The 23,027-nt window shown below is 65.4% G+C and carries 27 protein-coding genes and 1 other RNA gene; 15 read left to right on the top strand and 13 right to left on the bottom strand.

What is annotated here, in order from left to right; translation table 11 throughout:
- Nucleotides 1–39: 39 nt before the first annotated feature.
- The gene (locus tag Q1V43_RS15060) at nt 40–912 is read left to right on the top strand and encodes a 50S ribosomal protein L11 methyltransferase (protein ID WP_300519730.1); all 873 of its coding nucleotides are present in this window, start codon (nt 40–42) and stop codon (nt 910–912) included.
- A gap of 105 nt (nt 913–1,017) precedes the next feature.
- Nucleotides 1,018–1,377 carry a hypothetical protein gene (locus Q1V43_RS15065; protein WP_300519732.1) on the top strand — a complete coding sequence of 120 codons (360 nt, stop codon included), beginning with the start codon at nt 1,018–1,020 and terminating at the stop codon, nt 1,375–1,377.
- 113 nt (nt 1,378–1,490) lie between these two features.
- Here the strand turns inward: Q1V43_RS15065 and Q1V43_RS15070 are convergent, their stop codons facing one another.
- The 3 genes from Q1V43_RS15070 to Q1V43_RS15080 form a co-directional block, all read right to left on the bottom strand.
- Nucleotides 1,491–2,012, bottom strand: coding sequence for a peptidoglycan-binding domain-containing protein (locus Q1V43_RS15070; protein WP_300519735.1), 522 nt, complete (start codon nt 2,010–2,012; stop codon nt 1,491–1,493).
- Nucleotides 2,013–2,231: 219 nt separating this feature from the next.
- Nucleotides 2,232–2,978, bottom strand: coding sequence for a sulfite exporter TauE/SafE family protein (locus Q1V43_RS15075; protein ID WP_300519738.1), 747 nt, complete (start codon nt 2,976–2,978; stop codon nt 2,232–2,234).
- 40 nt (nt 2,979–3,018) lie between these two features.
- Nucleotides 3,019–3,387, bottom strand: coding sequence for an OB-fold nucleic acid binding domain-containing protein (locus Q1V43_RS15080; RefSeq protein ID WP_300519741.1), 369 nt, complete (start codon nt 3,385–3,387; stop codon nt 3,019–3,021).
- 125 nt (nt 3,388–3,512) lie between these two features.
- Here Q1V43_RS15080 and Q1V43_RS15085 point away from each other — a divergent pair, with 125 nt between their 5' ends.
- Genes Q1V43_RS15085 through Q1V43_RS15095 form a run of 3 tightly spaced genes read left to right on the top strand, consistent with a single transcriptional unit; the run spans nt 3,513 to nt 5,015 of the window.
- Nucleotides 3,513–3,836, top strand: a complete 324-nt coding sequence (locus Q1V43_RS15085) for a 2Fe-2S iron-sulfur cluster-binding protein (protein WP_300519744.1) — start codon at nt 3,513–3,515, stop codon at nt 3,834–3,836.
- Nucleotides 3,836–4,594: a VCBS repeat-containing protein gene (locus tag Q1V43_RS15090; protein ID WP_300519747.1), complete on the top strand. Its 759-nt coding sequence runs from the start codon at nt 3,836–3,838 to the stop codon at nt 4,592–4,594. Before Q1V43_RS15085 ends, Q1V43_RS15090 begins: the two co-directional genes overlap by 1 nt.
- A gap of 55 nt (nt 4,595–4,649) precedes the next feature.
- Nucleotides 4,650–5,015 carry a cupin domain-containing protein gene (locus Q1V43_RS15095; protein ID WP_300519750.1) on the top strand — a complete coding sequence of 122 codons (366 nt, stop codon included), beginning with the start codon at nt 4,650–4,652 and terminating at the stop codon, nt 5,013–5,015.
- Between the two features lie 8 nt (nt 5,016–5,023).
- Here Q1V43_RS15095 and purD read toward each other — a convergent pair whose 3' ends face one another.
- The gene (purD, locus tag Q1V43_RS15100; protein ID WP_300519753.1) at nt 5,024–6,286 is read right to left on the bottom strand and encodes a phosphoribosylamine--glycine ligase; all 1,263 of its coding nucleotides are present in this window, start codon (nt 6,284–6,286) and stop codon (nt 5,024–5,026) included.
- A 242-nt stretch (nt 6,287–6,528) separates the two neighbouring features.
- Here purD and xseA point away from each other — a divergent pair, with 242 nt between their 5' ends.
- Nucleotides 6,529–7,983 (top strand): exodeoxyribonuclease VII large subunit, encoded by a 1,455-nt coding sequence (xseA, locus tag Q1V43_RS15105; protein WP_300519756.1) that lies wholly within the window; start codon nt 6,529–6,531, stop codon nt 7,981–7,983.
- A 33-nt stretch (nt 7,984–8,016) separates the two neighbouring features.
- Here xseA and Q1V43_RS15110 read toward each other — a convergent pair whose 3' ends face one another.
- The gene (locus Q1V43_RS15110) at nt 8,017–9,036 is read right to left on the bottom strand and encodes a pseudouridine synthase (protein ID WP_300519760.1); all 1,020 of its coding nucleotides are present in this window, start codon (nt 9,034–9,036) and stop codon (nt 8,017–8,019) included.
- Nucleotides 9,037–9,119: 83 nt separating this feature from the next.
- Here Q1V43_RS15110 and Q1V43_RS15115 point away from each other — a divergent pair, with 83 nt between their 5' ends.
- A complete protein-coding gene (locus Q1V43_RS15115; protein WP_300519762.1) occupies nt 9,120–9,572 on the top strand; it encodes a nucleoside deaminase in 453 nt (150 codons plus the stop codon).
- 2 nt (nt 9,573–9,574) lie between these two features.
- Nucleotides 9,575–10,012, top strand: a complete 438-nt coding sequence (locus Q1V43_RS15120) for a VOC family protein (protein ID WP_300519764.1) — start codon at nt 9,575–9,577, stop codon at nt 10,010–10,012.
- A gap of 80 nt (nt 10,013–10,092) precedes the next feature.
- Here Q1V43_RS15120 and Q1V43_RS15125 read toward each other — a convergent pair whose 3' ends face one another.
- Nucleotides 10,093–10,785: a metal-dependent hydrolase gene (locus tag Q1V43_RS15125; RefSeq protein WP_300519766.1), complete on the bottom strand. Its 693-nt coding sequence runs from the start codon at nt 10,783–10,785 to the stop codon at nt 10,093–10,095.
- Nucleotides 10,786–10,974: 189 nt separating this feature from the next.
- On the opposite strand from Q1V43_RS15125, the gene gatC reads away from it, so the two are divergent.
- The 6 genes from gatC to Q1V43_RS15155 all read left to right on the top strand — a co-directional run bounded on the left by gatC (nt 10,975) and on the right by Q1V43_RS15155 (nt 15,241).
- Nucleotides 10,975–11,262, top strand: coding sequence for an Asp-tRNA(Asn)/Glu-tRNA(Gln) amidotransferase subunit GatC (gene gatC, locus Q1V43_RS15130; RefSeq protein WP_300519769.1), 288 nt, complete (start codon nt 10,975–10,977; stop codon nt 11,260–11,262).
- Nucleotides 11,262–12,743 (top strand): Asp-tRNA(Asn)/Glu-tRNA(Gln) amidotransferase subunit GatA, encoded by a 1,482-nt coding sequence (gene gatA / locus Q1V43_RS15135; RefSeq protein WP_300519772.1) that lies wholly within the window; start codon nt 11,262–11,264, stop codon nt 12,741–12,743. The genes gatC and gatA overlap by 1 nt, the downstream gene beginning before the upstream one ends.
- Nucleotides 12,744–12,778: 35 nt before the next feature.
- A complete protein-coding gene (locus Q1V43_RS15140) occupies nt 12,779–13,471 on the top strand; it encodes a hypothetical protein (RefSeq protein WP_300519775.1) in 693 nt (230 codons plus the stop codon).
- Nucleotides 13,472–14,158 (top strand): N-acetylmuramoyl-L-alanine amidase, encoded by a 687-nt coding sequence (locus Q1V43_RS15145; RefSeq protein WP_300519778.1) that lies wholly within the window; start codon nt 13,472–13,474, stop codon nt 14,156–14,158.
- 12 nt (nt 14,159–14,170) lie between these two features.
- Nucleotides 14,171–14,570, top strand: an RNA gene (gene rnpB, locus Q1V43_RS15150) — RNase P RNA component class A.
- A gap of 149 nt (nt 14,571–14,719) precedes the next feature.
- The gene (locus Q1V43_RS15155) at nt 14,720–15,241 is read left to right on the top strand and encodes a ferritin (protein WP_300519780.1); all 522 of its coding nucleotides are present in this window, start codon (nt 14,720–14,722) and stop codon (nt 15,239–15,241) included.
- A gap of 78 nt (nt 15,242–15,319) precedes the next feature.
- Here the strand turns inward: Q1V43_RS15155 and Q1V43_RS15160 are convergent, their stop codons facing one another.
- The 5 genes from Q1V43_RS15160 to paaI all read right to left on the bottom strand — a co-directional run bounded on the left by Q1V43_RS15160 (nt 15,320) and on the right by paaI (nt 21,209).
- Nucleotides 15,320–16,456: an S-(hydroxymethyl)glutathione dehydrogenase/class III alcohol dehydrogenase gene (locus tag Q1V43_RS15160; RefSeq protein ID WP_300519783.1), complete on the bottom strand. Its 1,137-nt coding sequence runs from the start codon at nt 16,454–16,456 to the stop codon at nt 15,320–15,322.
- Between the two features lie 351 nt (nt 16,457–16,807).
- Nucleotides 16,808–18,568, bottom strand: a complete 1,761-nt coding sequence (locus Q1V43_RS15165; protein ID WP_300519786.1) for a DNA polymerase Y family protein — start codon at nt 18,566–18,568, stop codon at nt 16,808–16,810.
- 244 nt (nt 18,569–18,812) lie between these two features.
- Nucleotides 18,813–19,391 carry a TetR/AcrR family transcriptional regulator gene (locus Q1V43_RS15170; RefSeq protein WP_300519789.1) on the bottom strand — a complete coding sequence of 193 codons (579 nt, stop codon included), beginning with the start codon at nt 19,389–19,391 and terminating at the stop codon, nt 18,813–18,815.
- Nucleotides 19,392–19,394: 3 nt separating this feature from the next.
- Complete coding sequence (gene paaK / locus Q1V43_RS15175; protein WP_300519792.1) at nt 19,395–20,702, bottom strand: phenylacetate--CoA ligase PaaK; 1,308 nt, start codon at nt 20,700–20,702, stop codon at nt 19,395–19,397.
- A 48-nt stretch (nt 20,703–20,750) separates the two neighbouring features.
- Nucleotides 20,751–21,209: a hydroxyphenylacetyl-CoA thioesterase PaaI gene (paaI, locus tag Q1V43_RS15180; RefSeq protein WP_300519794.1), complete on the bottom strand. Its 459-nt coding sequence runs from the start codon at nt 21,207–21,209 to the stop codon at nt 20,751–20,753.
- Nucleotides 21,210–21,566: 357 nt separating this feature from the next.
- Here paaI and Q1V43_RS15185 point away from each other — a divergent pair, with 357 nt between their 5' ends.
- Nucleotides 21,567–21,923, top strand: a complete 357-nt coding sequence (locus Q1V43_RS15185; protein ID WP_300519797.1) for a DUF2794 domain-containing protein — start codon at nt 21,567–21,569, stop codon at nt 21,921–21,923.
- 122 nt (nt 21,924–22,045) lie between these two features.
- On the opposite strand, the gene recR is transcribed toward Q1V43_RS15185, so the two are convergent.
- Together recR and Q1V43_RS15195 are read right to left on the bottom strand one after the other, a co-directional pair.
- On the bottom strand, nt 22,046–22,639 hold the full coding sequence (recR, locus tag Q1V43_RS15190) for a recombination mediator RecR (RefSeq protein WP_300519800.1): 594 nt from the start codon (nt 22,637–22,639) through the stop codon (nt 22,046–22,048).
- A 19-nt stretch (nt 22,640–22,658) separates the two neighbouring features.
- A complete protein-coding gene (locus Q1V43_RS15195; RefSeq protein WP_300519803.1) occupies nt 22,659–23,003 on the bottom strand; it encodes a YbaB/EbfC family nucleoid-associated protein in 345 nt (114 codons plus the stop codon).
- Nucleotides 23,004–23,027 lie beyond the last annotated feature (24 nt).

Genomic DNA, 23,027 nt, shown 5'->3' on the forward strand with positions numbered 1-23,027 from the left:
CAGGTCTACGCCCCTTTCAACCACTGAAAGGACACGCCCATGCCCACCTGGACCGCTCTCACCACCCTCTCCGGCAAGGATCAGGCCGAGGCGCTTGGCGCGGCGATGGAGCACCTCACCCCCGAGCCCACCGGCATCGGTGTGTTCGAAGTCGAAGACGACAGCGGCCTGTGGGAAGTGGGCGGTTATTTCACCGGGGAACCGGACGCGGCGGGCCTGGCCCTGCTGGCCGCGATGCATGGTGCCAGGGATTTCACCGTCTCGGAGCTGCCGGAAGTGGACTGGGTCGCCCATGTGAAACGAGAGCTTGCCCCGGTCGAAGCCGGGCGTTTCTTTGTCTACGGCGCGCATGACGCCGACCGGCTGCCCGCCGACAAGATCGGCCTGTTGATCGAGGCCGCCATGGCCTTCGGCACCGGCCATCACGGCACGACGCTCGGCTGTCTGCGGGCGCTGGACCGGCTGGCGCAGGGCGGCTTCCACGGCCATCGCGTTGCCGACATCGGCTGCGGCACCGCGGTGCTGGCCATGGCGGCGGCCCGGATCTGGCCGGAGCCGGTGCTGGCCGGGGACATCGACCAGGTGGCGGTGGACGTGGCAAGGGCCAACGTCGCGGCCAACGGCCTGGAGGGCCGCGTGACCTGTGTCGAAGCGGCGGGTTTCGATGCGCCCGCCTTGCGGGATGCAGCCCCCTTTGATCTTGTCTTCGCCAATATCCTGAAGGGCCCGCTGATCGGGCTTGCTCCTGAGATGGGCCGCTCTCTCCAGCCTGGCGGCTATGCGATTCTCTCGGGCATCCTGAATCCGCAGGCCGAGGAGGTGATCGCGGTTTATGCACGGAACGGGTTCAATCTGGTGCAACGCGAAGAGATTGTTGACTGGACCACGCTAACCTTGCAACGACAGTCCTGAATTGGTTTAGGAAACAATCGGTTTCCTGCGCTTTGCCACATTCCTGCCGCATTTCGCCGTATTCTTGTCACTGTTGCTGGTGGGGGCTAGCAATGGGAGGCGAAGATGGCGGACGCCAACTACGTCAGATTTAACAAACGGCTGCGTGATATCGACCGCAAGCACCGCAAAATGTCGCGGGGTTATGTTCAGCTGGTCGAACGTGACGGACTCCTCGTCCCTGTCTCGCGCCGCCCCGCCCGCCGTGGCTTTCCGTTCCGGGGTCTTCTGTTGATCCTGGCCGGTTTCCTCATATTCAAGGCCATCCTCCTGACCCATCTCGGTCCCATCACCTATGGAGAACGGGTCGAGAAACTGGCAGGTGGCACCGCGCTGGAACAGGCCGGGGCCTGGGTGATGAGGGCGGATCCGGTCACGCTGTGGATCACACAGCAGGTCGAGCTGAAACTCGACGCGCTGCTCTGACAAGAATGTGAATGGACCCGACGGCCTGTCCCCGCCGGGTCCAACCTCTGAAATGAAAGGGCCGCCGCAGGCAATTGCGGCGGCCCTTCGTTCCTCCCGTGCCAGGGCCAGGGCTATTGCACCCCAGGCAGGTCATAAGCCACGAGCCCCAGGCGCCGGGCGCTGTCCATGGTCAGGATGTCCGAGTTGAAGCCGGGCAGCTGGAACTGGCGAATGGCGCGGCGGGTGCGTGCATCCATCTCGCCGGTGATGGCGCCGCGATAGACCCCGCGCACTTCCAGCGCGCGTTGCACCGAGGCGATGAACTCGGGTGTCATCCGGGTGGGGCAGGGGACTTCGAAGAAGAACTCCCGCCGCGCCTGAACGATGCGCTGGCGGGTATCTGTCTGGTAGACCGCAGGCGTGATGATTGCCCCGTCCGCGGCGATCTGCGGCGGCTGCACCAGCACCTGTTCGGTTACGGTTTCGATCACGGCCGGTGTGACGTCCTTGCCGTAGCAGGCACCGTCGGCGGCATCGGGCGGGCCCTCGCCGGGGGCCAGAAGCGTGGCGCCTTCGGGGGCGGTCGGCAAGCCGGGGGCCGCGCAGGCACTCAAGGCGGCGATTGCCACCAGTGGGATCAATGGTCGGAACATTCTGCTCGTACTCGGCTCTTTCTGGGACCGTTTAAAGCGTTCTGCCAAAAATCTGAAACATTGATCTTTGGCAGAACGCACGAAACATCGATATGTTGTGCTGCGCCCCTCCTTATCCCTGCCTCAGGTGTAAGGCAGGACGCTTCGGCGGGACGATAGCCGCTTTCGGCGCGGCGGCCTAGACCCCGGCCGTGTGGATCGGCAGCCCTGTGCCGAAGCTCAGGTGAGGAGGCGCCAGAAGAACACCGCGCTCATGGAAAACCCCACGAGTGCGATCAGCGCGCGGACCAGGGCTTTCGGCAGCGCGCGGGCAATCGGTGCGCCGGCATAGCCGCCCAGGATTGCGGCGGCCATCATGACCAGGGCCAGATCCCACTCGACCAGTCCGCCCACCGCAAAGACTGCGACCGAGATGGCCGAAAGCGCAAAAGACAACCCGTTCTTGAGCCCGTTCATCTGGTGGATGTTCGCCATGCCCCAAAGCGCGAAGAGCGCCAGCAGGACGATGCCCAGCCCCCCGTTGAAATAGCCGCCGTAGATCGACACCAGAACAATCCCGCCGGCACCCTGCGGGGTGATGCCCCGGCTATGATCCGCCGCCCAGGTGCGGAGGCGATCGCCGAACAGGAAGGCCAGCGTGGCGCCCAGCAGCAGGAAGGGTACGACCAGCGAGAACGCCTCGTTCGACGAGACCAGAAGCAGAAGCGATCCGATCAGCCCACCCAGCAGGGTCAGCCCGGTCAGGCGGATCAGCTGGCGCCGGTCAAACCGGGCAAGTTCTTCGCGAAACCCCAGCGCCCCGCCCAGATAGCCCGGAAACACCGCCACCGCGCTGGTGGCATTGGCCGCGACCGGGGGCACACCGATGAAAACGAGGGCGGGAAAGGTCAGGAATGTGCCGCCGCCGGCGATCGTGTTCAGCACGCCCGCGCCGAAGGCGGCGGCGAGAATGAGCAGAATGTCCATGGGGCGTCCTTCAGGTGCGCGTGGTGTCCGCTCCGGCCTATCAGCCTGTCCGGTCGGTTTCCAGTCCACTTTCGGCAGCGGGGCGGGCCAGCTCATCCAGCATGGGCGAGATATCCTCGATCACCTCGGCGATGATCTGCACCACCCCGCTTTCGCGTTGCAGCTTGCCGGTAACGCGCAGGCAGCGCCCCGAGACGACCGCGCGGCGGAACCGCTCATAGGCCTGGCGCCAGACGATGATGTTGGAAATCCCGGTCTCGTCCTCCAGCGTCAGGAAGATCACCCCGTTCGCCGTGCCCGGCCGCTGGCGCACAAGGACCAGCCCGGCCACGCAGACCCGCGCGCCGTTGGGCGGTTCGTTCAGGCGATCATGCGGCAGCGCATGTGGGGGGCGGGGCCAGGCGTGCATGAGAACATTATAGGAACATTTATCGAGGTAACACAACTGCGACATGGCAGGGGTCGCAAATCGGGCTGGCAGGGGTTATCTGGCTTGGCTAGGAAAGGCACAAGCTAAGTTTTGGAGGGAGCCAGATGGCCAAGATCACCTATATCGAGCACAACGGCACCGAGCACGTCGTAGACGTGGCGAACGGCCTGACCGTCATGGAAGGCGCGCGCGACAACAACATTCCCGGCATCGAGGCCGACTGCGGCGGCGCCTGCGCCTGTTCGACCTGCCACGTCTATGTGGACGAAGCCTGGGTCGGCAAGATCCCCGGCAGGGAAGCGATGGAAGAGGACATGCTCGACTTTGCTTATGAACCGAATGCCGTGACCTCGCGCCTGACCTGCCAGATCAAGGTGAGCGACGCGATGGACGGCCTTGTGGTGCGCATGCCCGAGAAGCAGATCTGATGCTTCGCGTGGCGCTCGTCGTTTTCTGGGCGCTGACACAGATCGAGCCGGTCCGGGCAGAGGGCAGCCCGGGCTGTGCCATCTCGATCACGGCCGCCGCCTATGATGGGCCGAGCGACCGCTATCCCCATGGTGCTTTGGGGGATCCACTGGAATGGACGGAACTGCGGTTGCAGGTCACACCTGCCGCCTCCTGTGGGCGCGAGACCACGGCATTGGTTCTGACCCTGCCCGAGGCGCTTGTATTCGAAGACACCGCACCGCGTCTTGCTGATCTTGATGGCGATGGGCTTGCCGAAGTCATCACGGTCGAAAGCCACCAAATGAACGGTGCGCGTCTTGCGATATATGGCGCGGTTTCCGGGTCCGTTGTCCGGATCGCCGCCACCCCCTATATCGGCCGCCGGTTCCGCTGGCTGGCGCCGGTCGGCGGTGCGGATCTTGACGGGGACGGTGCGATGGAACTGGCCTATGTCGACCGTCCACATCTGGCGAAAACCTTGCGGGTCTGGCGGTTTCTCGACGGGCGGTTGTCTGAAGTGGCTTCGCTGGAAGGACTCACCAATCATGCGTTTGGTCAGACTGAAATCCTGGGAGGCATCCGGGATTGCGGATCCGGGCCCGAAGTAATCACGGCGGATGCAGGTTGGCAGAGGATCATGGCAACGCAGCTTATCGAAGGAAGGCTGAGCGCACGAGCTGTTCTGCCTGGGGCGGAACCCGCCCAGTTCGATGCCGCCCTGGCTTGCAAAGACTGAACCCTACTTGTCTGAAATCTCTATACCTGCCACCTTCCGGGGAGGGGGTGGCGAAATGCATTATTCAATCCTGTTGGAAGACGAAAACGGTGTGTCCTACTTCGTGGATCGCGAGGCTGACTTGCCGGAACAGGATTTTGTCCCTCCGGCCACGCCTCTGCTCATATCAGACGTGCTGCCTGCCTCGGGATTCGTTTTCCTGACGCTGCCAGTGGGTTGGAAGGGCATTCGGCACCGCTCTCCTCATCGCCAGATTGCCGCGATCCTGTCGGGCCGGTTCCGGGTCGAGGCAGGTTCGGGCGAGGCGCGCGAATTTACTTCCGGCGATCTGTTCTGGATGGAGGATACTACCGGGGAAGGCCACGCCTCGTCAGCAGAAGGTGGTGAACCGGTTACGATGGTGATCACCCAGCTTTCCTGAATACGGGATTACAGGGCGCGCCAGCCGATATCTGAGCGGTTGAACCCTTCGGGCCAGTCGATCCCCTTGACCATCGCATAGGCCCGATCTCGTGCCTCGCGCAGGCTCTCGCCGCGCGCGGTCACGTTCAGGACCCGGCCGCCGGTGGCGGTGATCCGGCCGTCCTCGGCGGTGGTGCCCGCGTGAAAGACCATGTTCATGCTGTCCTCGGGCAGGGCGTCGAGCCCGTTGATCACGCTTCCCTTTTCATAAGGGCCCGGATAGCCGTTCGCGGCCATCACCACGGTGATCGCGTGATCGTCGGCCCAGTTCACCTGCGCCTCGTCCAGCCGCCCTTCGGCGCAGGCCAGCATCAGGTCCAGCGCCTGTGCGCCCAGGCGCATCATCAGCACCTGGCATTCGGGATCGCCGAAACGCACGTTGTATTCCACCAGGCGCGGCTGGCCGTCCTTGATCATCAGACCGGCATAGAGCACACCCTTGTACGGGCTGCCGCGCCGGGCCATTTCAGCGACGGTCGGGTTGATGATTTCGTCCATCGCTTTTTGGGCGATCTGGTCGGTCAGAACCGGGGCGGGGGAATAGGCGCCCATGCCGCCGGTGTTCGGTCCGGTATCGCCGTCGCCGACGCGCTTGTGGTCCTGGGCGGTGCCGATCGGCAGGGCGGTCTTGCCGTCACAGAGGATGAAATAGGACGCCTCTTCGCCTTCCATGAATTCCTCGATCACCACCTCGGCGCCCGCGTCGCCGAACTCGCCGTCGAACATGTCATCGATGGCCGCCAGCGCCTGGTCCAGTTCCATCGCCACGATCACGCCCTTGCCCGCGGCCAGACCGTCCGCCTTGACCACGATCGGCGCGCCCTGGGTGCGGATGTACTCCTTGGCGGGCTCCGGCGCGGTGAACCGGGCGTAAGCTGCTGTGGGCGCGTTGGCCGCGTCGCAGATTTCCTTGGTGAAGGACTTGGAGGCTTCCAGGCGCGCCGCTTGCGCGGAAGGCCCGAAGACCAGGATACCAGCCTCCTCCAGCCGGTCCGCCACACCGACGGCCAGCGGGGCCTCGGGGCCGACGATGACGAAGTCGATGGTGTTCTCCTGCGCGAAAGTCACCACCGCGTCGCCATCCATGATGTCGATCCCGGCGCATTCCGCGATCTCGTCCATGCCCGCATTGCCCGGCGCCACTATCAGCCGGTCGCATTTCGGGTTCTGCATCACCGCCCAGGCCAGGGCATGTTCGCGGCCGCCGCTGCCGAGAATGAGGATGTTCATGTGGGGAGGCTCCTGCCGAGAAAGTTCCGTTGGGGGTTTCTATGCTGCGTCTGCAGGATTCTCAAGCTTGGTGGCGCCGATTGAGAGCAACGGCGACCGTAACCGGACTACGACCCGCCAATCGTGGGACGGGCCGCCACACTGGCTGGTTTCCCCGGTCACACAAGCCTGAGCCCTTTCCCTTGGCACCTGCCCGCCATAGGATGGGCGGAACCCAGCAGGCAGGTCACACCGGAGCCCCCATGTCCGACTTTTTCGAAGAGCCCGAGACCCCGCAGAATGGCGCAAACGCACCGGAATTCACGGTGTCCGAAATCTCGGGTGCCGTGAAAAAGACCATCGAGGGCGCCTTCGGCCGGGTCCGCGTGCGCGGCGAGGTGGGGCGCGTGTTCAAGGCGCGGTCTGGGCACCTCTATTACGACGTGAAGGACGACCGGAACGTGCTGGCCTGCACCACCTGGAAGGGCCAGGCGTCACGCCTGTCGGTGCAGCCGGAGGAAGGGCTTGAGGTCATCGTGACCGGCAAGCTGACCGCTTTCGGGGCGCAGTCGAAATACAACCTGAACGTCGAAGAGGTCGAGGTCGCGGGCGAAGGCGCGCTGATGGCCATGCTGGAAAAGCGCAAGAAGGCGCTGGCCGCCGAGGGGCTGTTCGCCGAGGAGCGAAAACAGCGCCTGCCTTATCTGCCCGGGGTCATCGGTGTGATCACCTCGCCCTCCGGCGCGGTCATTCGCGATATTCTGCACCGGCTGCGCGACCGCTTTCCGCGCAAGGTGCTGATCTGGCCGGTGGCGGTGCAGGGGGCCGCCTGCGCGCCGGAGGTGGCCCGCGCCATCGAAGGATTCAACCTGCTGACCCCGGGCGGCGCGCTGCCCCGGCCGGACCTGCTGATCGTTGCGCGGGGCGGGGGCTCGATCGAGGATCTGTGGGGGTTCAACGAGGAAATCGTCGCGCGGGCGGTGGCGGCGTCCGGAATCCCGCTGATCTCGGCGGTGGGGCACGAGACCGATACGACGCTGATCGACTATGTTTCGGACCTGCGCGCGCCGACACCGACGGCGGCGGCAGAACATGCGGTGCCGGTGCGGCTGGAACTGATGTCCTGGGTTGAGGATCAGGGTGCGCGAATGAGCCGGGCGATGGGGCAGGGCGTGATGCAGCGCGGCCAGCGGCTGCGCGACCTGGCGAGGGCGTTGCCCCGGGCCGAGGCGCTGCTGGACGGGCCGCGCCAGCGGCTGGACCACGCGGGCCTGCGCCTGCCCACGGCGCTGAAGGGGATGACGGATGCGCGCCGGGTGCAACTGACCCAGGCTTCGGCCGGGTTGCGCCCCCATGTGCTGGCCGCGCGACTTGCGCCGCAGCGCGACCGGGTGGAGGCCGCGGGCGCCAGGCTGGACCGTGCCTTCGCCGCCCTGACGGATGGGCATCGCAAGCGGCTGGATGCCCTGGAGCGGATGCGCCAGACGCTGGGATATACCGAAACCCTGCGGCGCGGTTATGCCGTGGTGCGTGGCGATGGCGATGTGGTGACAACCCGGACAGCGGCGGGCAGGGCCGCGGCGTTGGAGATCGAGTTCGCCGATGGGGTGATTGCGGTGGGTGGGGGCGCTGCCCCCTCGGGCTCCGGGTCGCCGTCCGGACCCAAGCCTGCAAAGAAGTCGAAACCTCCCACGCCTGAGCAGGGATCGCTGTTCTGAACCGTCACCGCACGGCGTGTCGAAGGCGCCGGGTTACTTCCGGTGTGGTTTTCCACCCGGTTTTGCACCCAGTTTACCACTTGGTTTGCCACCCCGTCCGGGCCCGGTCGCACGGGGTGTGCCCGGGGCCTTGCCGGCTTTTCCCGCTTTGCCGAAACTGCCTGCGCCGGGTTTGCCTCCCGGTTTGCTACCTGTGCGCCCCGGTTTGCCGGGTTTGCCCGCACCCGCACGGGCGGGGCGTTCGCCAGGCTTTTCAGCGGTGCCACCCCGGCGTGTGCGCACCGGTTTCTTGGTCGGCGTTTCCTCCAGCCCCAGTTGGTCACGCAGCACACGGGGGCGGACCTCTTCGACTTCGCCTGCCTTCAACTCGCCCAGACGGAAGGGGCCGTAGCTGACGCGCAACAGGCGGTTCACGGAGAGGCCGATCGCCTCCATCGCGCGGCGAATTTCGCGGTTCTTGCCTTCGCGCAGGGACACGGTCAGCCAGGCGTTCGCGCCCTGTTGGCGGTCCAGCGACACGCCCATCGGCTGGAACCGCTCGCCGTCGACGGTGATGCCCTTGCGCAGTGGCGTCAGGCTGTCCTCGGTCGGCGCGCCCTTGACCCGCACACGGTACTTGCGCACCCAGCCGGTCGAGGGCAGTTCCAACTGGCGCTTGATCCCGCCGTCATTCGTGAGCAGCAACAGCCCCTCGGAATTCAAGTCGAGCCGCCCCACGGACATCACGCGCGGCATGTCCCCGGGCAGGGCGTCGAACACCGTCTCACGCCCCTTTTCGTCCTTCGCCGTGGTCACAAGCCCGGTGGGTTTGTAATAGAGCCACAGGCGCGGCGGTTCGGGCTCCGCGAGCGGGGCTTCGTCCACCATGATCTTGTCACGCGGGCCGACGTTCAGGGCCGGGCTGTCGATCCGCTTGCCGTTGACGGACACACGGCCCGCCTCGATCATGCGTTCGGCCTCGCGGCGGCTGGCGACGCCGGCGCGGGCCAGCACCTTGGCGATGCGTTCGCCTGGTGTGGTCGGCGTGGGCGATTTCTTTTGATCCTTGCTCATGCCTCCGCATAGCGCGCTGCGGCTCGAAGGGAAAGGCCTGGTAATGGGTTGGCAAAGCGGCGCGGGCAGGGCAACAAGGCTGCATGAGCCCGTTCATCAGCCATATGGCCCCCGCGCTGGAGGAAGCCCACGCCGCCGCTGCCCGTGGCGAAGTGCCGGTGGGCGCCGTGGTCGTGTCCCCTTCCGGCGAGGTGGTGGCGCGGGCCGGGAACCGGACTCGGGAGCTGAACGACCCTTCCGCCCATGCCGAGGTGCTGGCGATCCGCGCTGCCTGCGCGGCAGCAGGCAGCGAACGTCTGCCGGATCATGACATCTACGTGACGTTGGAGCCCTGCCCGATGTGCGCCATGGTGATCTCGGCTGCGCGTATTCGCAGGCTGTACTACGGCGCGGCAGATCCGAAATCCGGCGGAGTGGCACAGGGCCCCCGGATATTCTCGCACCCGCAATGTCACCATGTGCCCGAGATCTATGACGGGCTGTGCGCCGAGGAGGCCGAGCTGCTGTTGAAATCGTTCTTTGCCGAGCGGAGGTAGCCATGGACTATGAAACTGTTTCCGCTGCGGATTTCGGTCGGCAGCTGAGGGGGGTGGGGGTGAACCTCCTGACCCGTGACGTGAAAGCCAAGGTGGCGTTCCTGACCGGGGTCTTCCGGATGCAGGCGCACCGGGTCACGGCGGATTTCGCAATTCTGACTTACGGGGATGCGGTGTTCCAGATCCACGCCGATCACACCTATCACAGCCACCCGCTGCCCGCGCTACTGCCTGAAGCCGGGGCGCGCGGGGCGGGAGTGGAGCTGCGGCTCTATGACAGCGACCCGAACGCGGCTGCCAGCCGGGCCGAGGCGCATGGCGCGACCCTGTTGCAGGCGCCCGAAAACAAGCCGCACGGGCTGCGCGAATGCGTGATCCTGGACGCCGAGGGCTATGCCTGGGTGCCGTCGCGCCCGCTGACGCCGGATGAAGAGGTGTAGACGCCCGTGTCCTGCCAGTTGCCCGGTCTCGCGGCCGTCTGCCTGGCCTGACAATTTCCCTTCGAAGGAAACTGAACCGGTCAGATCTCGATCGCCTGCATTACCTCGGGCTCGATCACATCCACCCCCGGCAGGCCCTGGGCCAGCACTTCGGCGGATTGTTCGAGAAACGGGAAGGTGCGGTAGTGGCAGGGGATCACGGTCTTGAAATCGAAGTAACGCCGCGCCGCATAGGCCGCGCGCGACATGTCCATGGTGAAATGCCCGCCCGCGCAGAGTATGCCGATGTCGGGTGCGTGGATATCGCCCATCCATTCCATATCGGCCATGATGTCGGTGTCGCCGCTTACATAGATCGTTCGACCCTCAGCTGCGATCATGAACCCGGCTTCGGCGCCGGTGTAGGTCGGGCCGTTGCCATTCGCCATCGAGGACGAATGTACCGCGTTCACCATCGTCACCGCCACGTCGCCCAGCATGACCGTGCCGCCCTTGTTGAAGCCGACTGTCGAGATGCTGTGCTTGCCTTCCCACCACTGCATCAGGTCATAGATGCCGACGGCGGGAACCCCCAGCCCGGTGCAGATCGCGGGAGCGTCGCCCGCGTGGTCGCCGTGGCCGTGAGTGATCAGCACATGCGTCGTGCCTGCAATCGCCTCCTGCCGGCGTGATTCGTCAAACATGGGATTTCCGGTGATCCAGGGGTCCAGCAAAAGCACCTGGTTGCCGATCTCGATGCGGAAACTCGCGTGGCCCAGCCATGTGATTTTCATTTGCAATCCTCCCGTCAAATCTTCACCTCACAGTAGCAGCAATTCGGAGCCTGTCACGTGGACCCGACCGCTTCGGTACGCCCGCCGTTCCGATGCGGTGGCCCCGGGGGCGGCCCTACCGCCGCCACATGCTTGCCCATCCGGTCCCCGGACGCTAAACGACAAGGCGAAACTCATCTGGAGCGCCCCATGTCGATCGACATCGAAACCGCACGCAAAGTGGCCCATCTGGCCCGGATCCGGGTGGAGGAAGACCGCCTTCCCGCCCTGGCTCAGGAATTCAACGACATCCTCGGCTTCATTGAACAGCTGAACGAGGTGGACGTGGAGGGCATCGAGCCCATGACCTCGGTCACGCCGATGCGGCTGAAGCGCCGCGCCGATGTGGTGACTGATGGCGACCAGCAGGAGAAAATCCTGAAGAACGCCCCCGATGCCCGCGAGGGCTTCTTTGCCGTGCCCAAGGTGGTCGAATAATGACTGAACTGAACAAACTGACGATTGCCGCCGCGCGTGATGCGCTGAAGGCCGGGGATGTGACCTCGGTCGAGCTGACCCGCGCCTGCCTGACGGAAATCGACGCGGCCGATGCCCTGGGGGCTTTCGTGCACAAGACGCCGGACCTGGCACTGGAACAGGCGGCCGCGGCCGACACCCGGATCAAGGCCGGAGACGCGCCGGACATGTGCGGCATTCCGCTGGGCATCAAGGATCTGTTCTGCACCAAGGGTGTGAACAGTCAGGCGGCTTCGGCCATTCTGAACGGGTTCAGGCCGGAATACGAATCGACCGTCAGCCAGAACCTTCTGGACGCGGGCGCGGTCATGCTGGGCAAGCTCAACATGGACGAGTTTGCCATGGGATCGTCGAACGAGACCTCGGTCTATGGCAATGCGGTGAACCCGTGGAAGGTGGACGGGCGCAACCTGACGCCGGGCGGCTCCTCCGGTGGTTCGGCCAGCGCCGTGGCGGCCGACCTGTGCCTTGCGGCGACCGGCACCGACACCGGCGGCTCGATCCGCCAGCCCGCCGCCTTTACCGGCATTACCGGCATCAAGCCCACCTATGGCCGCTGCTCGCGCTGGGGCATTGTCGCCTTTGCGTCCTCGCTGGACCAGGCCGGGCCGATGACCAAGGACGTGCGCGACGCGGCGATCATGCTGGAAGCCATGTGCGGCCATGATCCCAAGGATTCGACCAGCGCCGACCTTCCGGTGCCGAATTTCGAGGCGATGCTGACCGGCGACATCAAGGGCAAGGTGATTGGCATCCCGCGCGAATACCGGATGGATGGCATGCCCGCCGAGATCGAGAAGCTCTGGTCTGACGGCTCCGCCATGCTGAAGGACGCGGGCGCCGAGATCCGGGACATTTCGCTGCCGCACACGAAATACGCGCTGCCGGCCTATTACGTGATCGCACCCGCCGAAGCCTCGTCCAACCTGGCGCGCTATGACGGCGTGAAATACGGCCACCGCGCCAAGCTGGCCGCCGGTGATGGCATCAATGACATGTACGAGAAAACCCGCGCCGAAGGTTTCGGCGACGAGGTGCAGCGTCGGGTCATGGTCGGCACCTATGTGCTGTCGGCGGGCTTCTATGACGCCTATTACAACCGCGCACGCCGGGTGCGGAACCTGATCAAGCGCGACTTCGAGACCGTCTTTGCCGAAGGGGTCGATGCGATCCTGACCCCGGCCACCCCGTCGGCGGCCTTCGGCCTGGGCGAGATGGCGGATGCGGATCCGGTCAAGATGTACCTCAACGACGTCTTTACCGTGACCGTGAACCTGGCCGGTTTGCCGGGCATTTCCGTACCCGCCGGGCTGGACGCACAGGGGCTGCCGCTGGGTCTGCAGCTGATCGGTCGCCCTTGGGAAGAGGGCGATCTGCTGAATTTCGCCCAAGTGCTGGAGGATCGGGCCGGCTTCGTAGCAAAGCCCGCGAAATGGTGGTAAGCCGCCGGGATCGACGCTGAAATCGAGGGGAAGAGATGCGGGTTCTTTTGGTGACAATTGCATTGGGCGCTCTGGTGGCCTGTGCGCCGACGGTGCCGAATTCGGCAGCCGGGGTGGGTTTCGACGACTATGACCGCGCCCGCACCGGGCAGGGTCAGCCCTCTGCCGCGACGCCGGCCCCCGCGACGCCGCTGGCCGCGCCGGGCACCGTCAGCGCGGAAACGCTGGATGGCGACCCGGCCCCCACGCCAGCTCCGGTCGCTGACGCCGGGGCCGTCGCCGGGGCTCCGCCCGCGCCGCTTCCGACCAGCATCTCGGACGAGCAGGATTTCGGCGCCGTGTCCGGACGGGAGACTATCGAAAGCGACGCGGCCCGCATTGCCGCCAACCGCGCCGCCTATGTCCAGATCGAACCGACCGACCTGCCGCCCCGCCCGGGCGAAACCGGTCCGTCGATCGTCGCCTTTGCGCTGGCCACCAACAACCCGGTGGGCGCGCCGCTCTACACCCGGTCGCGCCTTTCAGGTGAAGCGCGGTTTGCCCGGAACTGCTCGGAATACACCTCCTCGGACCTGGCCCAGCAGGATTTCCTGCGCCGCGGAGGGCCCAAGCGCGATCCCAAGGGGCTCGACCCCGATGGGGACGGTTTTGCCTGTTACTGGGATCCGACGCCCCTGCGTCAGGCCCGTGCGGCAGCGGCGGCTCCTGCCCCTGTTGTGAGCGAGTAAATGCAGCCGATCCCGCACCCCTCGCCGAATTTCGGCGAGCGGCGCGATGGGCTGCGGCCTGAGCTGGTGGTCCTGCATTATACCGCGATGGAGGATGTGCCTTCGGCGCTGGAGCGCCTGTGTTGCCCCGAGTTCGAGGTCTCGGCCCATTACCTGATTGCCCGTGACGGTACGCTCTACCAGCTTGTCGAGGAAGACAAACGCGCCTGGCATGCCGGGGGCGGGGATTGGCGGGGCCGGGGGGATGTGAATTCGCGTTCGATCGGCGTCGAGCTGGACAATCTCGGCGATCAGCCCTTCTCGCAACCGCTGATGCAGACGCTGGAGAGGCTGCTGCCCGGCATCCTGTCCCGCTGGGGCATCCCGCCTGAGGGCGTGATCGGCCACAGCGATATGGCCCCCCGGCGCAAATCCGATCCGGGCAGGCGCTTCGACTGGGCACGTCTGGCCCGGCGGGGGCTGGGGGTCTGGCCGGAGCCACGGGAGGCTGCGCCGAACGAAGCAGAGTTCCTGCAGGCGGCAGAAACCTTCGGCTATGACAGCTCCTGGGGCATCGACGCGGTTCTGGATGCCTTTCGCCAGCGTTTTCGCCCCTGGGCGCACGGGCGGCTTGAGGCGCGGGACATGGGGGAAATGCTCGACCTCGCAGGGCGCTTCCCCATTGACCCCGCCCCCCCCAGCGCCTAGGTCAGACAGCGCGCGGATGGCCGGATGGCCGCGGGTGACTGTCGGGGCTTGCCTCGGCGTGATCCGAGGAAAGTCCGGACTCCACAAGGCAACGGTGCCGGGTAACGCCCGGCGGGGGCAACCCCAGGGAAAGCGCCACAGAAAACAGACTACCTGGCTTTCGCCTGCGAAAGCTCGGGAAAAGGTGAAACGGTGGGGTAAGAGCCCACCGCGCCCCTGGCAACAGGGGCGGCACGGCAAGCCCCACCGGGAGCAATGCCAAATAGGGATCGCGCGGGGTTCGCCCCGGGGCCGCCTTGGCCCCAGCAGATCCGGGTTGGCAGCTTGAGCGTCCTGGCAACAGGCCGCCTAGAGGAATGGTCATCACCGGGGCAACCCGGGACAGAATCCGGCTTACAGGCCGTCCGCGCGTCTTATCTCCCTGTTCTGCGAGTGACTCTGAATAGCGTTATTGATTGTTTATCTTATTGAATTTACTAAATTAAAACTTGCGTCGCCCCAGTTGTTTTTCCGCCATCACCAACTTAGATTCATTCTAAACAGTGATCCGAAGGAAAGCCCATGACCCTGAACGCCAATGTTGCCACCGCGCTGAACAACCAGATCAATGCGGAGCTGAACGCCTCTTATATCTATCTGTCGATGGCTGCCTGGTTCGACAATAACGGGCTGCCCGGATTTGCCCAATGGTTCCGTGGTCACAGCACCGAAGAGACCGAACACGGCATGCGCATCTATGACTTCCTTGTGCGCCGTGACGCTCCGGTCGAGCTTCAGGGCATTGCCGCGCCTCAAGCCGATTACAGCAGTGCCAAGGAGGTGCTGGAGGCTGCCTTGGCGCACGAGCGCAGCGTGACCGCACAGATCAACGCTCTGTTCGAGCTGGCCCAGTCGGAACGGGAGTTCTCGACCCAGAACATGCTGCAATGGTTCATCGAGGAACAGACCGAGGAAGAGGACCTGTTCCGCACCGTTCTGGACCAGGTGGATGCGGCGGGCGACAACCGCTGGAACCTGCTGCTGCTGGACAAGGAAATGGCAAATGGTCTGGGCCGGGATGCAGGGTCCGACGCCGAAGCCTGATCAGACCGGACCCTACAGAAAAGGGGAGGCCGTGGCCTCCCCTTTCGCATGTCTGACGGGCGGGATCAGAAATTTACCTCAGACTTCCACGCCCGCGCGGATCGACGTGCCCTCGTGCATCAGGTCAAAGCCTTCGTTGATCTGGTCCAGAGTCAGCTTGTGCGTGATCATGTCGTCGATCTCGATCTTGCCGTCCATGTACCAGTCGACGAATTTTGGCACGTCGGTGCGGCCCTTGGCGCCGCCGAAGGCCGTGCCTTTCCAGACCCGGCCAGTGACCAACTGGAACGGGCGGGTCGAGATTTCGGCGCCCGCAGGCGCAACGCCGATGATGACCGACACGCCCCAACCCCGGTGCGAGCATTCCAGCGCGTCGCGCATCACCTGCACGTTGCCTGTGGCGTCGAAGGAATAATCCACACCTCCGAACTGATCCTTCTCGGTCTTGGTCAGCTCGATGATTGCTTCGGTGACTGACTGGCCCTCGGGCAGTTTCGACGGATTCACGAAATGCGTCATGCCGAATTTCTTCGCCATCTCCGCCTTGGTGTCGTTCAGGTCGACGCCGATGATCATGTCGGCCCCGGCCAGGCGCAGGCCCTGGATCACGTTCAGGCCGATGCCACCCAGGCCGAAAACGGCCGCCGAAGATCCGATCTCGACCCCGGCGGTGTTGATTACCGCGCCGATGCCGGTGGTCACGCCGCAGCCGATGTAGCAGATCTTGTCGAAGGGCGCGTCGTCGCGCACTTTTGCCAGCGCGATTTCCGGAAGGACCGTGTGATTGGCGAAGGTCGAACAGCCCATGTAGTGGTAGATCGGCGTGCCATCCAGCATCGAGAAACGCGTGGTGCCATCGGGCATCAGCCCCTGACCCTGGGTGCCGCGGATCGCGGTGCAGAGGTTGGTCTTGCCCGACAGGCAGGCATGGCATTCACGGCATTCCGGCGTGTAGAGCGGGATCACGTGGTCGCCCGGTTTCAGCGTGGTGACACCTTCGCCGACCTCCAGCACGACACCGGCGCCTTCGTGGCCCAGAATCGAGGGGAACAGCCCTTCGGGGTCGGCGCCCGAACGGGTGAATTCGTCGGTGTGGCACAGGCCCGTGGCCTTTACCTCGATCAGAACCTCGCCGGCTTTCGGGCCGTCCAGGTTCACTTCCATCACTTCAAGGGGTTTGCCGGCCTCAAGGGCCACGGCGGCACGGGTGCGCATTGGAGATCCTCCTGTTGTTTCGCACAAACTGCGCGAATTGCCGCATGTTTTCAACTTGGGAACGACCTTGCCTTGTCCCCCACCGACAAACATGTTCCGAAGCAGCGATGAAACGGATCCTATTCCCCGCCACCATCGGTCTGAACCCTTGCGGGGGAGTACCCCGCAGTGGAGTTTTGTTCAGATGCGTCCTGAAATGGGGGCTCGCTTTTCAGATCAACCTCGGGGGGCTTCGAACCTGGCGGGAACCTGCTGGCCGGCTCCCTTGATCGTGTCGAGCGCCGCCTTTGCCCGGGCGGTGTCATGGGGTTTTGCGGGTCAAGTCGTGAGCCGACTTAATCCCGAAATGCCTTAGCCGAAGCTGCCCTGACAGAACCAGCCGGGCGAGAGCGCCGCGCCATGGGCGTAATAGAGCCACAGGCGCAGCCCGCAGCGGGTCGTGACCACCCAGTAGTCGCGCTGGCCGGAGCGCCAGGCCTCTTCCTCCAGCCACCATTCGGGGGTGATGCGTTCCGGCCCCGTGGCCCGGGCGACCTCCAGCGAGCGGCCGCGCCAGTGGATCCGGGGCGGGAGGCGCGGGTGTTCCGGCGCGGTAACGGGTTCGGGGCGCCACATCAGCAGCGGGCGGAGCCTGGGGGGCGCATGCCAGTCGCGCGCCGGGCGGGACCAGACGGCGGCCAGCACCTGTTCGGCCTTCTCCGGCGCATGGCTGTCGCCCGGGTGCAGGCGTGTCACCGCCTCCAGCCCCAGCCGGGCACCGATGCGGCCCATCAGATCCTCGATCCCGGTCCCGGTGGCAGTGCATGTCGCGCCTCCTCGCCGGGTGAGAGGGCCACGATGCTGTTCGGGGCGCACCGCCTCATGCACCGGGGCCACCAGGCGCAGCTGATCAAAGCCGAACCCCGCGTCCACGTCGCCCAGTTTCATCGCCAGCAGCGGCCGGATGCGATCGGGATCTGCCGCGGGGCGGGCCAGGGCAACCTCGATCACCTGAAGCCCGTGATCCACCCGCGACAGTTCCAGCCGCACCACCCGCGCGCCGCGCCCCTTGGTGCGCAGCCGGGCGCAGAGCTCGGGCAGCAACCGGTCGACCCCGGCCATCACATCCTCCTCCAGCCCGATCGGTTCGGGCAGGCCGAGGCGCACGGCGAAGCGCAGCGGTGGCCGGGCGGGGGAGACGGGCTCGGGCTCCACCCCCAGCGCCTGATCCAGACGCCGCACCAGATCGCGGCCGAACCGCCGCGCGAGCCCGGCGCGGGGGGTGCCCAGCACGTCACCGATCCGGCGCAGCCCCAGCCGGTTCAGCCCCGCCACCGTATCGGCAGGCAGGCGCAGGGCGGCGAGCGGCAGGGGGGACAGGGCGGCATGCAGGGCGCCGGGCGGGGCGATGCGTGAGGGATCGCTGGCATTGTCGCCATCTGCCCCCTGTCCCGGGATCGGCGCAGGCAGCGCACCACCACGGGTCCAATGGCGGCGCCCACGGCTTGTCCTGGCAGGGGCTGGCCCCTTGGGGCGGCGCGCGGCGCGCGAGCGGGTGGCGCGGGCCTCCTGGTCGATCGCGTCACCGCCCGGGCCGATGTCCACTTCGGCCCCGGCGAACCGGGCCAGTGCCCAGGCCGCGCCCACCGTGTCGGCAATGCCGCCGCGCATGCTCAGCCCCAGGGTGGTGCAGTCGCGGGCGACCTCGTCCAGCATCGCCGCCTCGCCGCCGAACAGATGGGCGCAGCCGGTAATGTCCAGGACCAGCCCGTCCATGCCTGCCACCTCCGCCTTTGTGCCCGGTACCGGCAGGGCGGTGCCGCCCGCCTCGCCCACCCAGGGCGAGAACTTGCCGGCCCAGCGTCTGAGCGTGGTCAGGAAGGCGGCCTCGGCCACCGGGTTGGCACGTTGCGAGATCAGCTCGGGGCACATGGCGCGGGCATCACGCAGGGGCTGGCCGGGGGTAAGACCCGCCTGTTCCGCCTCGAAACTGAGCGAGGTGAGGATCTGCAGATTGCCCCGATCCGCCACCACCGCAAAGGGTCCGGGCGCCAGACCGCGCCGCCCGCGCAAGAGCCGCTCCGCGCCGAGGCGCGGAAACCACAGGGATAGGATACGACGCGGTTGGGGCATGGCAGCAGCAGGAGTGTTCTGGTTTTGTTCATGATACTGCGGGGCGAATGGGGAGTCGAGTCTCCGCCGGTGAGCTGCGGGGAGAGGGGCGGCGACTTCTTGCCTTCGGCGAGGATATTTGGGGAAAGATGAAAAGGGCGCGCGGCGATGGAGGAAGGCCGGCGTGCGCCATTTCCGGCTGCACCGGGTGGGACGGGGGCTGGTGAACGCCCCCGCGCCCCGCACCCTGCGCCCCGGCTGCGGATCAAAGCGCGCGAATGCCGCCCAGGACGATGTCAGTGACCATCTCGGCATACTCCTCGCGGTTCATGCCTTTGCCGGGCCGGTTCCACATGTAGTACCAGTTCAGGATGCCGAAGACCGACATGGTCACTGCGCGCAGGCGGGTCGGATCACCGGCCAGGCCCGGGGCCTCTGCGGCGATCGCGGTTCCCATCATCGCGATCATCGTGCGCTGATGGCCCAGAAGGTGGGCCTGCTGTTCGGGTTCCAGCACGCCCAATGCGTCGAGCTGCAGCTTGTGTTCCGCATCCGCGCCCTTGTAGGCCAGCAGGATCGCGCGCACCAACCCGCGCAACCCGTCGGTTTCGGGCGCTGCCTCGACCTCGGCGACCAGCTCGCTCAGATGAGTGTCGAGTATGTCATAAAGCAGCGCTTCCTTGCTGTCATAATAGTGGTAAATCAGCGCCTTGGACACGCCACAGCTTTTCGCCGCCCCGGTCATCGAGGCCCGGTCGAACCCGTGTTCGGCGAAATAGGCGGCCGCCCCCTTGCGCAGGGCGGTCCGTTTCTCTTCGTGGTCGCGTGCGATCCCGCGCGGCATCCGTCACTCCTTTGGGCGGTTGTCGATGATCCTTACAGCCTTACCCTGACTGCGCTCAACCCCACCCGGTTCGGTCACATTGACCTTCACGGTGACGCCGACATGCGATTTCACCAGCCCCTTGAGGCGGTGTGCGGCGTCGGCCTGGATGTCGGTCGATTGCCCTTCGGCCAGTTCGACATGCACGTGCATCTCGTCCATGCGGCCGGGACGGACCAGTTCGATCTGGAAATGGGGCGACAGTTCCGGCACTTCCATCAGCTGTTCCTCGATCTGGGTCGGGAAGATGTTCACGCCGCGCAGGATGATCATGTCGTCCGAGCGGCCGGTAATCTTTTCCATCCGCCGCATGGAGCGCGCGGTGCCCGGCAGAAGGCGGGTCAGGTCGCGGGTGCGGTAGCGGATGATGGGGAAACCTTCCTTGGTCAGCGAGGTAAAGACCAGCTCGCCCATTTCGCCATCCTCGACCACCTCGCCGGTGGTCGGGTTGATGATCTCGGGATAGAAATGGTCCTCCCAGACGTGCAGCCCGTCCTTGGTCTCGACGCATTCATTGGCGACGCCGGGGCCGATGACTTCGGACAGACCGTAGATGTCCACCGCGTGCATGTCGAACGCGGCTTCGATTTCCAGCCGCATGGCGTTGGTCCAGGGCTCGGCACCGAAGATGCCGACTTTCAGCGGGCTTTCGCGCGGGTCGCGCCCCTTGCGCGCGTATTCGTCCAGGATCGACAAGGCGTAGGACGGGGTGACGGTGATGCCGTCGGCGCGGAAGTCCTCGATCAGGCGCACCTGACGCTGAGTCATACCGCCCGAGACAGGCACCACGGTCAGCCCGTATTGCTCGGCCCCGCCATGTACGCCCATGCCCCCGGTGAACAACCCGTAGCCATAGGCGTTGTGCAGCACGTCACCGGGACGCAGGCCGGAAGCGCGCAGGCTGCGCCCGACCACGCTGCCCCACATCTTCAGGTCACTGGCGGTATAGCCAACCACCGTCGGCTGCCCGGTGGTGCCGGAGCTGGCGTGAATGCGTGCGATCTGTTCGCGCGGCACGGCAAACAGGCCGAAGGGATAGTTGTCGCGCAAGTCCTGTTTGACCGTGAAGGGGAATTTTGACAGGTCCGACAGGGACTTGAGGTCATCGGGATGCACCCCCGCCTCGTCGAATTTCTGGCGGTAGAAGGGTACGTTGTCATAGGCATGGCGCAGCGACCATTTCATGCGGTTAAGCTGTAGTGCGCCGATCTCGTCGCGCGAGGCGATTTCGATCGGATCCAGGTCCTCGCGGCGCGGGGTCAGGTCTTTCATGGTTTTCTCCACGGGGCGCGGGCCCCCGTCTCCTTCTATTGGCCGGGTTCAGCCGGCAATATCTTCTGCGGGTTCGTGTTCGGATTCGTCGAAATTCTGGCCCGTGATCTGGCGGGAATGGCCGCGGAACTGGGCAATCGGGCGCCCGTCCTCGCCGGTGATCAGCACGTCATAGATGCCGGAGCGTCCGGCCAGGGCGACCTCGTGGGCAGTGGCGGTCAGGGTCTCGCCGATCCGGCCCGGGGTCAGGTAGGTGATCGAATTATGCTGCGCCACGACGGATGTGTTGTAGCTGTTGCAGGCAAAGGCAAAGGCGCTGTCGGCCAGGGTAAAGACATAGCCTCCGTGGGCGATGCCATGGCCATTGGCCATATCCTCGCGCACCGGCATGGTGATTGTCGCGGTGCCCGGGCCGATCTCGACCAGAGTCATGCCGGCGTCCTGGCTGGCGCGGTCGCCTGCCCACATGGACGCCGCCGCGCGTTCTGCACGTTCCTGGGGTGTCATTCTCAGGGGCTCCTCCCAAAATCCCTTGAGACTAGGATGCACAAACCCGACCGTGCGGTCAATAGTGTTTCTTCTGGGGGAGGGGGGAGGCCGCGGCAACCCCCGGTCCGGGTTGGTTGTTGACGGCACTAAAACGCGAAAACCCCGCCTGAAGCGGGGTTTCACTTGTAGTTCCGGCGCCACGAACTGGGTGGGGGCTGTACATCGTGGCGCCGGGTGAGCATGTGCTCGCTACAGGAGTTTTGTCGGTTGTGCTGGCGGCAACAGCATGGAACGGCCGTGGAAAACCAGTGGTCATTTCGAGGCGAAATTCGGGCAGGGATTGATTTGTTTACCCTTTGCGGGCAGGCTGAGGGCATGAATATGCAGACACCAACACCCATTCCGGGCCAAGGTTCAGCATCGGGGCAGGGCCAGCAGGTGGCCTTCGACAGGCACGAGTTGGGCACCATCATGGGGCTGTACGGGCGCATGGTCGCTGCCGGAGAATGGCGCGACTATGGCATGAGCTTCCTCAAGGATGTTGCCGTGTTCGACGTGTTCAGACGAACCGCCGAACACCCGCTCTACCGGATCGAAAAACGCCCGGCCCTGCGTCTGAAGCAGGGCCAGTACAGCGTCATCGGCATGGACAGGCAGATCCTGAAACGGGGTCAGGACCTGAAAACCGTGTTACGCGTGCTGGAGCGCAAGCTGATCCGCGCGGTGGAATAGCCCGCGCCTTTGCCCGATGCGTTGCGGGGCTCCGCGAGCTCCCGCAGCCCGCCTGCGCCCCTGCGAGGCTTGCTCGCGAGGGATGGCGTTGGCGGACCATTTCATGGTTTTGAGCGCTAGCGTCACAGGCTCTTGCGGGCCTTCAGGGCTGCGGTGATGGTCCCGTCGTCCAGGTAATCCAGTTCACCACCGATCGGTACGCCCTGGGCCAGCGATGTGACCTTGCAGCGGGTTTCAAGCTCTTCGGCGATGTAATGGGCGGTGGTCTGGCCGTCGACCGTCGCATTCAAGGCCAGGATGACCTCGGTCACGCCCTCGGCCTCAACCCGATTGACCAGTCGCGGGATGCCCAGCTCGTCCGGCCCGATGGAGTCGAGCGCCGACAGGGTCCCGCCCAGCACGTGGTAGCGCCCGGCAAAGACGCCTGCGCGTTCCATCGCCCAGAGGTCGGCCACCTCCTCGACCACGCAGATCTCGCCATTGGCGCGCTTTTCGCTGGCGCAGATTTCGCAGATCTCCGACGTGCCGACATTGCCGCAGGTCAGGCATTCGCGGGCGCGTTCGGCCACAACCTGCATGGCATCGGCCAGCGGGGCCAGCACGAGGCCCCGCTTGCGGATCAGGTACAAAACCGCGCGACGGGCCGAGCGCGGGCCCAGGCCCGGCAGCTTGGCCATGAGCTCGATCAGCTCTTCGATCTCGCGCGGGGCGTCCATCGAGACGGGGAAACCACCCTCAGAAGGGCAGTTTCATATCCTTGGGCAGGCCCATGCCCTCGGTCAGGGCGGCCATTTCCTCTTCGCTCTTGGCCTTCGCCTTGGCTTGGGCGTCCTTGATCGCGGCCAGGATCAGGTCCTCGACCACTTCCTTTTCGTCCGGGTTGAAGATCGACGGGTCGATGTCCAGGCCGGTCAGAACACCCTTGGCGGTTGCGGTGGCCTTGACCAGACCCGCGCCGCTTTCGCCGGTCACGGTCATGGTTTCAAGGCTCTCCTGCATCTCGACCATCTTGCTCTGCATTTCCTGTGCGGTCTTCATCATCTTGGCCATGTCGCCAAGCCCGCCCAAACCCTTCAGCATGTCACGCTCCTTTGCATTCGGTGT

The organism is Aliiroseovarius sp. (genome assembly GCF_030148435.1).
Classification (GTDB): domain Bacteria; phylum Pseudomonadota; class Alphaproteobacteria; order Rhodobacterales; family Rhodobacteraceae; genus JASBTN01.

Bases quoted from the DNA above. Each gene is read 5' to 3' on its own strand.
- Q1V43_RS15060 (WP_300519730.1), top strand. From the start codon at position 40: ATGCCCACCTGGACCGCTCTCACCACCCTCTCCGGCAAGGATCAGGCC.
- Q1V43_RS15065 (WP_300519732.1), top strand. From the start codon at position 1,018: ATGGCGGACGCCAACTACGTCAGATTTAACAAACGGCTGCGTGATATC.
- Q1V43_RS15070 (WP_300519735.1), bottom strand. From the start codon at position 2,012: ATGTTCCGACCATTGATCCCACTGGTGGCAATCGCCGCCTTGAGTGCC.
- Q1V43_RS15075 (WP_300519738.1), bottom strand. From the start codon at position 2,978: ATGGACATTCTGCTCATTCTCGCCGCCGCCTTCGGCGCGGGCGTGCTG.
- Q1V43_RS15080 (WP_300519741.1), bottom strand. From the start codon at position 3,387: ATGCACGCCTGGCCCCGCCCCCCACATGCGCTGCCGCATGATCGCCTG.
- Q1V43_RS15085 (WP_300519744.1), top strand. From the start codon at position 3,513: ATGGCCAAGATCACCTATATCGAGCACAACGGCACCGAGCACGTCGTA.
- Q1V43_RS15090 (WP_300519747.1), top strand. From the start codon at position 3,836: ATGCTTCGCGTGGCGCTCGTCGTTTTCTGGGCGCTGACACAGATCGAG.
- Q1V43_RS15095 (WP_300519750.1), top strand. From the start codon at position 4,650: ATGCATTATTCAATCCTGTTGGAAGACGAAAACGGTGTGTCCTACTTC.
- purD (WP_300519753.1), bottom strand. From the start codon at position 6,286: ATGAACATCCTCATTCTCGGCAGCGGCGGCCGCGAACATGCCCTGGCC.
- xseA (WP_300519756.1), top strand. From the start codon at position 6,529: ATGTCCGACTTTTTCGAAGAGCCCGAGACCCCGCAGAATGGCGCAAAC.
- Q1V43_RS15110 (WP_300519760.1), bottom strand. From the start codon at position 9,036: ATGAGCAAGGATCAAAAGAAATCGCCCACGCCGACCACACCAGGCGAA.
- Q1V43_RS15115 (WP_300519762.1), top strand. From the start codon at position 9,120: ATGAGCCCGTTCATCAGCCATATGGCCCCCGCGCTGGAGGAAGCCCAC.
- Q1V43_RS15120 (WP_300519764.1), top strand. From the start codon at position 9,575: ATGGACTATGAAACTGTTTCCGCTGCGGATTTCGGTCGGCAGCTGAGG.
- Q1V43_RS15125 (WP_300519766.1), bottom strand. From the start codon at position 10,785: ATGAAAATCACATGGCTGGGCCACGCGAGTTTCCGCATCGAGATCGGC.
- gatC (WP_300519769.1), top strand. From the start codon at position 10,975: ATGTCGATCGACATCGAAACCGCACGCAAAGTGGCCCATCTGGCCCGG.
- gatA (WP_300519772.1), top strand. From the start codon at position 11,262: ATGACTGAACTGAACAAACTGACGATTGCCGCCGCGCGTGATGCGCTG.
- Q1V43_RS15140 (WP_300519775.1), top strand. From the start codon at position 12,779: ATGCGGGTTCTTTTGGTGACAATTGCATTGGGCGCTCTGGTGGCCTGT.
- Q1V43_RS15145 (WP_300519778.1), top strand. From the start codon at position 13,472: ATGCAGCCGATCCCGCACCCCTCGCCGAATTTCGGCGAGCGGCGCGAT.
- Q1V43_RS15155 (WP_300519780.1), top strand. From the start codon at position 14,720: ATGACCCTGAACGCCAATGTTGCCACCGCGCTGAACAACCAGATCAAT.
- Q1V43_RS15160 (WP_300519783.1), bottom strand. From the start codon at position 16,456: ATGCGCACCCGTGCCGCCGTGGCCCTTGAGGCCGGCAAACCCCTTGAA.
- Q1V43_RS15165 (WP_300519786.1), bottom strand. From the start codon at position 18,568: ATGCCCCAACCGCGTCGTATCCTATCCCTGTGGTTTCCGCGCCTCGGC.
- Q1V43_RS15170 (WP_300519789.1), bottom strand. From the start codon at position 19,391: ATGCCGCGCGGGATCGCACGCGACCACGAAGAGAAACGGACCGCCCTG.
- paaK (WP_300519792.1), bottom strand. From the start codon at position 20,702: ATGAAAGACCTGACCCCGCGCCGCGAGGACCTGGATCCGATCGAAATC.
- paaI (WP_300519794.1), bottom strand. From the start codon at position 21,209: ATGACACCCCAGGAACGTGCAGAACGCGCGGCGGCGTCCATGTGGGCA.
- Q1V43_RS15185 (WP_300519797.1), top strand. From the start codon at position 21,567: ATGAATATGCAGACACCAACACCCATTCCGGGCCAAGGTTCAGCATCG.
- recR (WP_300519800.1), bottom strand. From the start codon at position 22,639: ATGGACGCCCCGCGCGAGATCGAAGAGCTGATCGAGCTCATGGCCAAG.
- Q1V43_RS15195 (WP_300519803.1), bottom strand. From the start codon at position 23,003: ATGCTGAAGGGTTTGGGCGGGCTTGGCGACATGGCCAAGATGATGAAG.